General features: G+C 65.7%; 10 protein-coding genes. 2 read left to right on the forward strand and 8 right to left on the reverse strand.

The annotated features are described in order from the left end of the window. The first annotated feature begins 4 nt into the window (after positions 1 to 4). Positions 5 to 589: an SOS response-associated peptidase gene (locus AC1DQP_RS09975; protein ID WP_478051518.1), complete on the forward strand. Its 585-nt coding sequence runs from the start codon at positions 5 to 7 to the stop codon at positions 587 to 589. Between the two features lie 49 nt (positions 590 to 638). Here the strand turns inward: AC1DQP_RS09975 and AC1DQP_RS09980 are convergent, their stop codons facing one another. From AC1DQP_RS09980 to AC1DQP_RS09990, 3 genes are all read right to left on the reverse strand, one after another. Beyond that, positions 639 to 1,811, reverse strand: coding sequence for an AlbA family DNA-binding domain-containing protein (locus AC1DQP_RS09980; RefSeq protein ID WP_478051511.1), 1,173 nt, complete (start codon positions 1,809 to 1,811; stop codon positions 639 to 641). Positions 1,812 to 1,896: 85 nt separating this feature from the next. Next, the gene (locus AC1DQP_RS09985; protein ID WP_478051512.1) at positions 1,897 to 2,130 is read right to left on the reverse strand and encodes a hypothetical protein; all 234 of its coding nucleotides are present in this window, start codon (positions 2,128 to 2,130) and stop codon (positions 1,897 to 1,899) included. Next, positions 2,120 to 2,455: a hypothetical protein gene (locus AC1DQP_RS09990; RefSeq protein ID WP_457322020.1), complete on the reverse strand. Its 336-nt coding sequence runs from the start codon at positions 2,453 to 2,455 to the stop codon at positions 2,120 to 2,122. The genes AC1DQP_RS09985 and AC1DQP_RS09990 overlap by 11 nt, the downstream gene beginning before the upstream one ends. A gap of 257 nt (positions 2,456 to 2,712) precedes the next feature. Between AC1DQP_RS09990 and AC1DQP_RS09995 the strand changes: the two genes are divergently transcribed. Next, complete coding sequence (locus AC1DQP_RS09995; protein WP_478051513.1) at positions 2,713 to 3,252, forward strand: lipocalin family protein; 540 nt, start codon at positions 2,713 to 2,715, stop codon at positions 3,250 to 3,252. Positions 3,253 to 3,271: 19 nt separating this feature from the next. Here the strand turns inward: AC1DQP_RS09995 and AC1DQP_RS10000 are convergent, their stop codons facing one another. The 5 genes from AC1DQP_RS10000 to AC1DQP_RS10020 all read right to left on the reverse strand — a co-directional run bounded on the left by AC1DQP_RS10000 (position 3,272) and on the right by AC1DQP_RS10020 (position 11,552). Next, positions 3,272 to 4,744: an amidohydrolase gene (locus AC1DQP_RS10000; RefSeq protein ID WP_478051514.1), complete on the reverse strand. Its 1,473-nt coding sequence runs from the start codon at positions 4,742 to 4,744 to the stop codon at positions 3,272 to 3,274. After that, complete coding sequence (locus AC1DQP_RS10005; RefSeq protein ID WP_457320735.1) at positions 4,728 to 6,548, reverse strand: amidohydrolase family protein; 1,821 nt, start codon at positions 6,546 to 6,548, stop codon at positions 4,728 to 4,730. The genes AC1DQP_RS10000 and AC1DQP_RS10005 overlap by 17 nt, the downstream gene beginning before the upstream one ends. A 13-nt stretch (positions 6,549 to 6,561) precedes the next feature. Further along, the gene (locus AC1DQP_RS10010) at positions 6,562 to 7,563 is read right to left on the reverse strand and encodes a FecR family protein (RefSeq protein WP_478051515.1); all 1,002 of its coding nucleotides are present in this window, start codon (positions 7,561 to 7,563) and stop codon (positions 6,562 to 6,564) included. Continuing rightward, positions 7,547 to 8,131 (reverse strand): RNA polymerase sigma factor, encoded by a 585-nt coding sequence (locus AC1DQP_RS10015; protein WP_478051516.1) that lies wholly within the window; start codon positions 8,129 to 8,131, stop codon positions 7,547 to 7,549. The genes AC1DQP_RS10010 and AC1DQP_RS10015 overlap by 17 nt, the downstream gene beginning before the upstream one ends. 61 nt (positions 8,132 to 8,192) lie before the next feature. Next, positions 8,193 to 11,552 carry a TonB-dependent receptor gene (locus AC1DQP_RS10020; protein ID WP_478051517.1) on the reverse strand — a complete coding sequence of 1,120 codons (3,360 nt, stop codon included), beginning with the start codon at positions 11,550 to 11,552 and terminating at the stop codon, positions 8,193 to 8,195. Between the last annotated feature and the right edge of the window lie 143 nt (positions 11,553 to 11,695).

Consider the following 11,695-nt stretch of genomic DNA (forward strand, 5'->3'; position numbering starts at 1 on the left):
GTCGATGCCCGCCAGCTACAACTTGGCGCCGACACAGCGCGCGGCGGTGGTACTGGACCGCGGCGATGGACTGCAGCTGCAGCTCCTGGCTTGGGTCCTACTTCCCTTCTGGGCCAAGGCCAAGAAGCTGCAGGGCTCGACCATCAATGCCCGCATCGAGACAGTGGCCACCAAGCCAGCGTTTCGCTCGGCCTTCAAGAGGCATCGGTGCCTGATCCCCATGGCCGGGTACTACGAGTGGTCGGTCAACGCCGAGGACGGGAAGAAGGGTCCGTGGTTCATCCACGCGGCGACGCCGCTGTGGGCCGCCGGCCTGTGGGAGGACAGCAGCCCCCTGCTCAACCCCGACAACCTCGGCACCTTCACCGTGATCACCGGCGACAGCAGCGGCGTGTCTGCAGATATCCATGACCGCATGCCGGTGTGGTTGGATCCCAGCCAAGCCAGCGAGTGGATCACCGCATCACCCGATGACGCCATGGCGATGCTGCTGGCCAGCGAGTCGCCTGCTATGGAGGCATACCGTGTCAGCCGAGCGGTAAACACTCCTCGAAACAACAGCAATCAACTGCTGCAGGCGATGGATTGATCTCCTGCGATGCGTCCCGGTGTGTAAAGGGCGCCCAGCATGAGATGCGTCAGTGGACCTCCCACGCACGTCGATACTCCGTAACAATTTGCCCGATCCTTCGGTGAGTAATCACCCCCTCCGAATTCAGATACGGACAACCGTCTTCGCCAAATGCCCTAAATAGGTCCGTCATAAGATCCGAAACTAAAGGGCCCAACCCATCGACTGAAGTGCCAAGGGCTTCATACGGCAAGGGACCCATAACGAGCATGTTCTCATCAATTGGCTGAGTGTCCGTAAAATATCCTTCGGAGTGTTCGTAATAGAGTGTTTTTGCTGCAGTATTCACATAGCTCAGCACGACAAAACCTGGACCTTCAACGCCAGCGACGCCAAGAGCAATGGCAACCTGAGGCAGAATGTCGAACAGTTTGATCGTCGTGTCCATACTCATAAGTGAGACATAGTCTTTCTGCGACCAAGCCTCCCAAGAAACCTCGACAGTCCCATTTCTAAAGAACTGAATATATGGCCGAGCAGCAACCGAGCCCATCCCAGACCGACTGGCCACCATGCCACTGTAGTTGAATCTATTATTAAGAATCGATCCTGAAATGCGAACGATGTGATTCCTTAGGACTGACAGGTCAGGCCTACCAGAACCTTGGAAAGAAGACCGGGGAATAACGTGAATTGTCGCAATGGCACCACCGGATGTTTTAGCCAAGTGCTTCGTCCGCTCCTTCATCCACAAATCCACCCTCGTTTCGACGGAAGACCTGAGTGCGAACGAGTCGAACAATTGCTGATAGCTCATATCAACATTCCTTGTTCCCGCCCTAATCGTGAATCTCTGCCACTCTGCCAATGAAGCTTGATAGGGGCCTCCGTACTGAGATGGCACGTCGACGACAATCACTGTTCCCTGGCTAGTGTGAACCGGTTGCACCACCAGACCGTTGACCCTAGGAAACACCTTTCCAAGCAGCTGCGTCTGCATCCAAAGTGAAAGGCTGTCAGCGCCTTCAACGACATCAACAAGCTTGTCCGCGCGACCCTGTCCATCTTCTTTAATGCCGTAGACGATTCGACCTCCGCGAGCATTCGCGAAACCAGCCACGTCCATGAGAAGCGATCGAATTCCGTTGTCGTCTTTGGACGGAGGCTTCGCCTTAAAATCTAAGATCTGACTCTCCGGCTCTCTGTCAGCCAACAGTCCCTTGACCCAATTCTCATCCATCTTCAACCCTCCGCCGGCCACAGCGGGATACTAGTCTTGGATTAACGCCCTGACAATAAAAACTGCGATTCGGATAGAACTGGAGCTATACAGCAACCTCGCTCAAAGGAAGATTTGGAGCAACCTCAACGACGCGCCCCCCTCTCGCCCACACGTTGTATGGGATAGCGCCACCCAACACCCCAATAGCTCGCATCTGCGCGCCATCGTAGGTCGTCAGACTGCTGGTGCCGTCGGCGTTATAGGCGGTGACCGTCGCCAGCAGCCGCGGGCTGGCGCTGACCAGCCCGGCGAATTCGTCCCACAGTTCAGTCCGCATCGCTGTAGTGCCTCTCCAGGGTAATGGTCTGCTCGACCACGGCTGCGTTGTCACCGATCCGCGCCTCGGTCCGCACCGAGGTGCAGACGCCATGCCAAGTGCCCTCCTCGCCCACGACCTCGATGAGGTCCAGCGGCAGGATCCGGCCAACCTCACCGGGGCGCAGCGGCCCGGCGAACAGGGGCATCACCAGGTCGATTGCAGCCTGCTCGCCGCGATCGGCCAAGATGTTGCGCCCACGCTCGGCGGCGACCGCGCTGGTGTTGGTCAAAGGGCTGCTTACCTGCTGGGCGAACAGCTGGCCGGCCTCGCCGGCGCGGCGCACCTTGCAGGTGATACCCTTGCCTGCCAGCTCACCGGTGGCATTCGTGCGTGGCAGTGCATCGAGTGAATCCTAAACCGCTCGCCACGCACACTGCGCACGTCCACCGCAACGCATTCCAGCAGCCGATCATGGATCGGCTCTACCCTCATGCGGCGGCATCGACACAGTCTTCCCGTCACGCGGGGCGAATGACAAAAACTTCACACCCTGCCCCGCTGCCGCCCCTAAGCTCCTTCGATCCGCCTGGAGTGCCGTCGATGCGTCTGCGTAGCCCGTGTCTCGTCCTGCCTCTGCTGCTTGCTACGGCCGCCGCATGGGCGACGCCGCCGGTGACGTCGGTGCCCACGCTGGACATGGGCCGCTACGCCGGCCAGTGGCACGAGATCGCGCACCTGCCGGTGTCGTTCCAGAAGAAGTGTGTGGGGGACATCACCGCCACCTACAGTCTGCGCGGCGATGGCCGCATCAGCGTGCACAACGTCTGCCGCATCGACGATGGCACGCGCATCGCCGCCGACGGCGTGGCGCGACCGGTCGAAGGCCATCCGGGGCAGTTGCAGGTGCGCTTCGTGCCGGACTGGCTGGCATGGGCACCGCTGGTGTGGGCCGACTACTGGGTGATCGCGCTGGACCCGGAGTACCAGTGGGCATTGGTCGGCGACCCGGACCGCAAGTACCTGTGGATCCTGTCGCGCTCGCCGAGCATGGACCGCGCCCTGTTCGCGCAGATCAAAGCGCAGGCCGAAGCGGTGGGCTACGACCTGGCGCCGCTGCGGGTGATGGCGCCGCTGGATTGAGCGGCACCACCGCTTTGCCCTACTCCTTGGCCTTGCTGCGGTAATCCAGCGGCGGCGCGGTGCGCTCCAGCAACGGCACATAGCGGAAACCGGCGCCACGTCGGCGTTCGAATTCCTGCCTGGCCTGCGCCACCGTCTGCGGTGACTGCAGCAGCGTCACCGCGGTCAGCGCGAGCACGCGCGCGGCATTGAGCGCGCCCTTCGCACCGATCGGCGCCCCCGAGGCGGCCACCGCCTGCCAGCTGTGTGCCGGTGTACCCGGGACCCAGGTGGCGGTACTCAGACCAACCGTCGGCACATTCCAGCTGACATCGCCGACATCGGTGGACGCCCCACCGGCCTGCTCGGCGCTGTAGGGCTCCAGGGATGCGGCGCTTTCCAGCGCAGGGCGCTGCTGCAGGCTTTGCTGCAGTTGCTGCGCGAACGCGGTATCGGCAGCGTCGTAGATCACGCCACCCACCTGCTGCAGCGAACGCTGCATGACCTGGCCCAACACATCGTTGGGCAGCAGCGAGTACACCCCACCGGTAGGCTCGAATGTCGCCTCGGTGCCGGTGCCCATCGCCGCGCCGCGCGCGGCCAGGTGCAGGCGCGCGATCACATCGCGCACCACGGCCGGATCGACGTGGCGCACGTAGTAATAGGCTTCGGCCGCGTCGGGCACCACGTTGGGGGCCGCACCGCCATTGCTGATCACGTAATGGATGCGCGTGCCGTCGGGCACGTGCTCGCGCATCATGTTGGCCATGTGGTTGAGCGCCTCCACCCCATCGAGCGCCGAACGTCCGCGATCCGGCGCGAGCGCGGCATGCGCTGCGATGCCCTTGAAGCGGAATTTACCGCTGATGTTGGCCAGGCTGGTGCCTTGGGCGGCAGAGTTGGCCGAGGCCGGGTGCCAGTGCAGGGCCACGTCGACGTCGTCAAACAGACCCGCACGGGTCAGGTAGACCTTGCCACTTCCGCCCTCCTCGGCGGGGGTGCCGTACACGCGGATCTCGCCGTCGCTGCCGCTGGCCTTCAGCCACTGCGCCACGGCCTGCGCGGCACCGACCACGGCCGCACCGAACAGGTTGTGGCCGCACGCCTGCCCGGCGTCCTGTCCATCGATCGGGCTGCGTGTCGGCACGGCTGCCTGGGCCATGCCCGGCAGCGCATCCATCTCGGCCAGCAGCGCGATCACCTGGCCCTTGCCACGATGCCCGTAACGGGCGACGAATGCGGTCGGCATGCCGGCGACGCCCGCTTCGATGCGGAAGCCGGCCTTGCGCAGCTCCTGCTGCAGCAGCGCGGAGGACTGCGTTTCCTGGTAGCCCAGCTCCGGCGTCGCCCACAGTGCGCGGCCCACCTCGGCCTGCCGGCCCGCGTAGGCATCCACGGCTGCCAGCACGCGGTCCGGTGCGTCTGCAGCGACTGCAGGCATGGCCAGCGCCGTGGCCATCAGCGCCAGCACGAAGCGCGCGCGCAGGCGCAGAGGATCAGTAGAAGCGGACATTGTCGATCTCGAACCAGATCTTCGCGCCGGCCGAGCCGGTGCCGGAGAACACCAGCTGTTGCACGTCGTTACCGCGCCACGTCGGCAGCGGCCCCTTCGCGCGATACGGCGGCTGGCCCTGCAGCGCAGTGAACGGAATTTCCAGCGTCTGCCAGCCACCGCTGGCAGCGACCGGCGCGATCCAGCGACGGCCGCCCAGTCCACGCGCCTCCAGCGTCAGCGTCGCATCGCCGCGTACATCCACGCGCACGCCCCGCCAGCCGCGCAGGTCCACCGGCGCCACCGAGCCACGGCTCAGCGGCAGGATCACCGCCGCATACGCATCATCCTTGCTGGACAGCTTGGCCTGCATCGACAACGCCTTGCCGCCCTGCTCGCGGTCGATCACCGTGGTGACCTGCACGGTGCGGTCGTTGCCGCCGTCGGCATCGTCGTTGCGCAGCGTATCCAGCGCGGTGCGTTGATCGGCGCGCTCGACGTCATCGACCAGCGCCGCGATGCGCAGCGGCGGCAGCGATTCGGCGCGGTTGCCGGCAGGCAGCTTCACCCCCTTGCCCACCACCTGTCGACCGGCCACATACACCTGCTCGGTGTTGCGCACATCGCTGATGCGCTCCCACGGCCGCCCCTTGACCAGCAGCAGATCCGCGCGTTTGCCCACTTCGATGCGGCCGCGATCGTCCAGCGCCAGCGCTTCGGCGCTGGCACTGGTACCGGCAACCAGGGCTTCGCCGGGGGTCAGCCCGGCCTGCACGAACAGTTCCAGCTCGCGCAGGGTGGAGGCGCCGTGCGGCGTGCCGGTCATCCCGGCATCGGTACCCAGCACGATCGGAATGCCGGCATCGTGCAGTGTCTTGACGTTGCGCAGCGCATTGGCAAAGTTCGCCTCGCGCTGGCGGTAGGCCTCGGTGCCCGCACGGTCCTTGCCGCTACCATCCACGCGCTCGGGCAGGTACACCGCCAACGAGGGCGAATAGCGCGTGCCGTGCGCCTTCATCAATGCGATCAGCTCGGCATCGGCCGGGCCGTCCTGCACGCTGTGCGCCAACGCGTCCACGCCGGCCCGCGCGGCGGTCTTGCCGCGCTTGACCATCACCGTGTGGGTGAACACGCGCAGCTGCTGGCGGTGCGCCTCTTCCACGAGTGCGGCGAGGGTGTCCTCATCCATGCTGCTGTTGTCGGCGGCATTGGAATACCGCCAGCCGTCGGTGAAGGCCTTGATGAAGTCCGGCTTGTAGGCGGCCACCTGCTTGACCGCCGCCGTGGCCGATGCCGGCGAGTTGACCCAACGCGTGGTGTTCTCATCGCCCCAATCCGCGCCATGGCCGAGGGGCGTGCTCATTCGCGCGGCGAACTTCACATCCGGTGCGGCGATGCTGTGCAACCAGGCGCGGCGCGGTGCGTAGGCTTCAGGCGGCTGGTGGAAGTCGCTGACCGTGGTGACCCCGGCAGCGAGATAACGGTTGGCGATCTGCGGCAACGTCGATGGCTGCGCGTTCGGGGTCCAGTGGGTGTGCAGGTCGAACAACCCAGGCAACAGCGCCTGGCCCTTCGCATCGACCTGCCGGGTATGCGCCGGCGCCTTCAGGTCGGCCCCGATCGCGGCGATGCGACCGCCCTGCACCAGCACGCTGGCTGCATAGGGCGCGCGTCCGGTGCCATCGAAAACCATCGCATTGCGGATCAGCACGTCATCGTCGGCGGCACTGGCCACCTGCATCGCCTGACCACTGGCCAGCAGCAGGCCGGTCAACAGTGCCAGCCGACGTACGCGGCGCAGGGTGGACATCGAGGTCGGTTTCATGGGGCGTCCTGGTTCATTGCAGTGAGCGCGGCGCGCTGTAGGCGGCGTTGTGCGGTGCCCGCAGCCAGACATCGTTGCCCTCCTGCTCCACCGCCAGCCCCAGGCTGAGCGCGACGCTGCGCGCGAAACCGATCGGGTCGTTGGCCGAGTAAAGGCCGACGATGCGGCGGCTGCCGACCAGCGGGTCGTCGATCATGATGCGCACATCGCTGTAGCGCAGGAACTGCGCCGCCGCCACCGACAGCGTGTCGCCGTTGAAGGACAGCATCCCCTCGCGCCACGCCAGCTGGTGGTCCAGGTCATCGTGCTCGACGTTCTCGATGCGGATGCCGTGGGTGCGGTTGGCCAGCGCGCGGTGGTTGGCCAGCAGCCGGGTCGGTGCGATCGCGCCACTGGCATTGGCCACATCGACGATGCCCTCGCGCACCAGTACCTCCACCCCGCGTGTGCGCTRCTCGTTGAGGCTGACCGAGAAGCTGGTGCCCACGGCGGTCACGGCGGTATCGCGCGCCACCACCACGAAGGGGCGCGCGCGGTTCTTGGCGACATCGAACAGCGCCTCACCGCGCAGCAGGGTGATTTCGCGACGCTGCTCGGTGTAATGCACACGCACCGCCGCGCCCGAATCCAGGGTCACCGCCGAACCATCGGCCAGCGGCACGCGCAGGATCTCGCCCTTGCGGGTCAGGTGGTAATCACCGGCATCGCTGTGCTCATGCACGCCCAGCGCCAGCAGGCACAGGCTGGCGGCGAGCCCGAACGCCCATTGCAGGGGCGGTCGCGGCCGCGCTGCGCGGGTGGCGGGCGGTACGCGGTCGGCACTGCCCAGCGCGCGTGCGCGTCCGGTACGCGCATACACCGCGTGTGCCCGCGCGTAGGCGCCGAAGTGGCGGCGGTCGGCCTCCAGCCAGCGGTCGCGCTCGGCCAGCTCGGCCGGCTCCAGTGCACCGCGATCTTCGCGGGCCACCCAGCGGGCGGCCTGGTCATCGATCGGGTTTTCAGCGGCGCCTTGCATGGACGGCCTCCGTATTGTCCGTTTTCCCTGTGGACCCTGCATCACCCACATCCTGTTTCATCGACTCCATCAACAACCGAATACCCTTGCAAACGTGCTTTTCCACCGTGTTCTCACTGATCTGCATTCGCTCGGCGATCTCGCGTTGCGAGAAGCCTTCCACGCGCCGCAGGATGAAGGCCTGGCGGCACTTGTCCGGCAGCTGCGCGATCAGCGCGGTGACCTTGTTGAGTTCCTGGCGCGAAGACGCCAGCCGTTCCGGTGAAGCATCCTCACCGGTGATCGGCAGCCGATCAAAGTCGGCCACCATGTCCATCGATACCACCTGGGCGCGACGCAACTGTTGCAGCACCACCGATTGCGCCACCCGGTAGACGTAGGCACGCGGTTGCCGCACGTGCGACACGTCGGCGAGCGCCGCCAGGATCGCGTAGGTCTCCTGCACCACGTCGTCCACGTCCTGCGCCTGCGCCATGCGCCGCCGCAGCCAGTCGCGCAGGCCCCGCTCGTACGGCAGGACATGCTCGGCCAACCACAACGCCCGCTCTGCTGCCAATGTTGCGCCCATTCAAACTCCTGCTGCGCTGCCCGGCATTGGCCGGGCAGCGATGTAAGGATGAAACCGCGGATCAGAACGCCTTGGTCACGCTCGCATACCAGTAACGCGGGTAGGCCTGGTACACCGCCGAGGAATACCCGTAGCTGTCATCGGACACCGGCGGCCGCTTGTCGGCGATGTTGTTGGCGCCCAGCTTGACCGACACCCCGTTGAACACGCCCTCGCGGTTGAAATCGTACTTGACGAAGGCGTTGGCCAGGGTCTGCGACTTCACCGTCCAGGGCGTGCCATCGGCCAGGGTCAGGCTGGTTTCATGGTAGCTGCTGGCATAGCGCGCGCTCGCCCCGACGGTGATGTTCTGGTACCGCCAGGTGAGGTTGCCGCTCCATTTCCACTGCGGGTTGCCGCCGTCACCGATCAGGTCGCCGCCCCCGGTGATGGCGATCGAAGGATCGACCAGGCCGGTGGCCTTGGCGTCTTCCAGTGCCTGCAATGMCGGCGAACGATCGCGGTAGAACTCGATCAGGCGGGTGCCGTTGATGCCGATGTCGAAGCGGCCGACGCGGGTCTCCGGCGACGTCCACGCCATGCTGTAGTCCACCCCGCGCACGGTCTGCGGCTGCATGTTGACGTACTGGTCGGTGACATAGAGCACCTTGCCGGCCGGGTCCAGACCGGTGCCGGCGAAGCGGGCGATGTCATCGGCGGTCGGTGCGGCACGCACCACGTTGGCATTGCTGCCGCCCTGCTGGCGCAGCAGGTAGTCCAGGATCAGTCCGTTGCCTTCGCCGAACAGGCCGATGATGCCTTCCTGCGCGTACTTGTAGTAATCCACCGCGAAGGTGAAGCGGCCGAAGTCTTCCGGAATGAACTGCGGCTGGAACACGATGCCGGCGCTGGTGTTGGTCGAGGTTTCCGGCTTGAGGTCCGGGTTGCCCGATCGCCGCGCGGTGGTGGAGGAACGGTAGGTGGTGCCACAGGCGTTGATCGAGGCCAGCGCGCCGGAGCGCACATCGGCTTCGCACTGGATGTAATCGGTGCGCGTGTTGGAGCGGCTGACCACCGTGGCGTTGACCTGTTCCAGGTTCGGCGCGCGGAAGCCCTTGGCCCACGATGCCCGCACCGTCAGCCCGTCGACCACCGTCCAGCCCAGTGCCAGTTTCGGCTTGGTGACGTTGCCGAAATCGCTGTAGTGCTCGGCGCGACCGGCCACCTGCAGGTCCAGCGCGCGCACCAGCGGAATACCCATCTCACGCGATACCAGTGGCACCGAGAATTCGGCGAACAGGCCGGCGACGGTGCGCGAGCCTTCAGTGTCCGGGGTCGGGCTGACGCCGTACATGTCGCTGGGATAGGCGATGCCGGTGATGCGGTCGGTGTAGGTAAGGGTGCCGTCCACGCGGGCATCGCGGTCGTCGCGCTGGGTTTCGCGACGCACTTCCAGCCCGGTGGCCATGCCGACATCGCCGGCCCAGGTGCGGAACAGGTCCGGACRCGAAGCCTTGATGTCCCACAGGTACAGCTCGGTCTGGCTCTTGCGCGTGGCCTTGTAGAAGAAGCTGTCGAGCTTGCTGTAGTCGTTGCAGCCGCCGCAGAACGGGTTGTAGGCCGCCGACGTGGCATCGGCCAGCGCCTGCTGGAACAGGGTCATGCTGACCGCATCCTGGGTGTCCACCACCTTGGCCTTGGAATACAGCGCCGCCGTTTCCCAGTCGAAGCCGAAGTGGAATCCGCGCAGGCCGCCGAGCGCACGCAGCTGTGTGTTTTTCACCTCGATCTGGGTAGGACGCTCGAAGCGGTAGCTGCTGATGCTGACCGGAATACCGCCTGCGGCGACGTTGAGATTGGCCAGCCGGTTCGGGTTGACGCTGCCGTCGGGCAGGCGGGTGGCACCGAAGGGGTTCCAGTAATTGCTGGCAGCCACGGTCATCGGCAGCGCGGCGATGGTGTTGACGCCCGATTGCAGGCTGCGCGCCTCCGACTGGTACCAGCCAGCTTCGCCGAAAGCGGTGATGCCGTTGTCGAAATCATGCTTGCCGGTCAGGAACAGGTTGACCCGGCGCACGTCCGGGGTGATCGACAGCGGGAACTGCGCCTGCTGGTTGTCCAACAGGTTACGGTCGGCGCCGGCGGTGGCCTTGCTGCCGGACTGCACGCACAGGCCCTGGCCAAGGCTGGCGTTGCAGCCTTCGTTGGTACCGGGCTGTACATGGAACGCGCCGGCGGCGGTGGTCAGGAAGGTGGTGCCCTGGCGCACGCGCGGACCGATCGCGGTGAAGTTGCCCCACGGGCTGTTGCTGTTGCGGTTGTCGGTGCCGCTGAGCCCTTCGAACGGGGTGCCGACGAAATCGGCGGCGCGGTCAGCGCTGCGGGTCCAGTCCTGGTCCAGCGAGTTCAGGCCGGTGGTGGTGTAGTAATTGAACGCCAGGGTGACATTGCTGCGCAGGTCGTCGGAATTCCTGCCAACCAGGCCATTGATGCCCAGATCGCGCAGATTGGTGCCCTCGCCGATCCCACGCTGCACGCTGATGGTGCCGCCGTGGACGTCGTCGCGCAGCACGTTGTTGACCACGCCGGCCACCGCGTCGGTGCCGTAGATGGCCGCCGCGCCGTCGAGCAGGACTTCAACGCGACGCAGGTTGGCGACCGGGACGGTATTGGCGTTGTAGGTCAGCACCGGGACGAGGTTGCCGTCGGCCTGGCTGGTGGGGTGGACCACGGTGCGTCGGCCGTTGATCAGCAGCAGCGTGTTGCCCACACCCAGGCCGCGCAGGTTGACCGAGGCGATGTCGCCGCGTGCGTAGTTGGAGCTGTTGCCGCCGTTGGTGCCACTGAAGGACACATCGCCCATCTGCGGAATGGAGCGGTACAACTCGTCGCCGGATACCGCGCCGGTGGCCTCGATCTGTTCGGCCTGGAGCGTGGCGACCGGCAGCAGGGCAGCGGTTTTTGCGCCCTTGATCTGGGTGCCGACGACAGTGACCGAATCAAGCGTGACCGGCACATCGCGGGCCGGTTCGGCCGGCGGCGGCTCGGCGGCGACGGTGCTGGCCGAGGACTGCGCAGCCAGCAGCGCGCCCGAACCCAAGGAGGCGAGCAGCGGACGATCGGCGCGCAGTGTAATGGTACGGCCATCATCGGAGGCCACACTGAGCCCGGTCCCGGCCAACAGCTGGCCCAGCGCCTGACGGGCGTCCATCTGGCCCTTGAGCGCGGGGACGGCAGCGGCTTTTTCGCGGTCGCCGACGGCCGGGCTGATGATCTGGATCCCCGCCTGTCGCGCGAACTCCGGCAATGCGTCTTCGATACGCCCCCCGGCAATATCGAAACTGGCCTGCTGTGCCAGCGCGGGCGTGACCATGCCCAGCACCGACACCATCAGGCCTCCGCGGATGGCGCGGGCCAATGGCTGCAACTTGTACGAACGCATGGATACTTCCCCGTGAAAGTGAACATGAGCGGCGATGTTTCGTACCCCCCTGAACAATCCAGATGCACCGGCGCGCGTGTTCCGCCATCGCGGTGTGGATGTTCGTTGCTCCCAGGTCGACTTTACGGGGTTCGGTTCTGGAG

This window comes from Stenotrophomonas sp. P5_A8 (assembly GCF_056400545.1).

Bases quoted from the DNA above. Each gene is read 5' to 3' on its own strand.
- AC1DQP_RS10015 (WP_478051516.1), bottom strand. From the start codon at position 8,131: ATGGGCGCAACATTGGCAGCAGAGCGGGCGTTGTGGTTGGCCGAGCAT.
- AC1DQP_RS09985 (WP_478051512.1), bottom strand. From the start codon at position 2,130: ATGCGGACTGAACTGTGGGACGAATTCGCCGGGCTGGTCAGCGCCAGC.
- AC1DQP_RS09995 (WP_478051513.1), top strand. From the start codon at position 2,713: ATGCGTCTGCGTAGCCCGTGTCTCGTCCTGCCTCTGCTGCTTGCTACG.
- AC1DQP_RS10000 (WP_478051514.1), bottom strand. From the start codon at position 4,744: ATGTCCGCTTCTACTGATCCTCTGCGCCTGCGCGCGCGCTTCGTGCTG.
- AC1DQP_RS09980 (WP_478051511.1), bottom strand. From the start codon at position 1,811: ATGGATGAGAATTGGGTCAAGGGACTGTTGGCTGACAGAGAGCCGGAG.
- AC1DQP_RS09975 (WP_478051518.1), top strand. From the start codon at position 5: ATGCCCGCCAGCTACAACTTGGCGCCGACACAGCGCGCGGCGGTGGTA.
- AC1DQP_RS10005 (WP_457320735.1), bottom strand. From the start codon at position 6,548: ATGAAACCGACCTCGATGTCCACCCTGCGCCGCGTACGTCGGCTGGCA.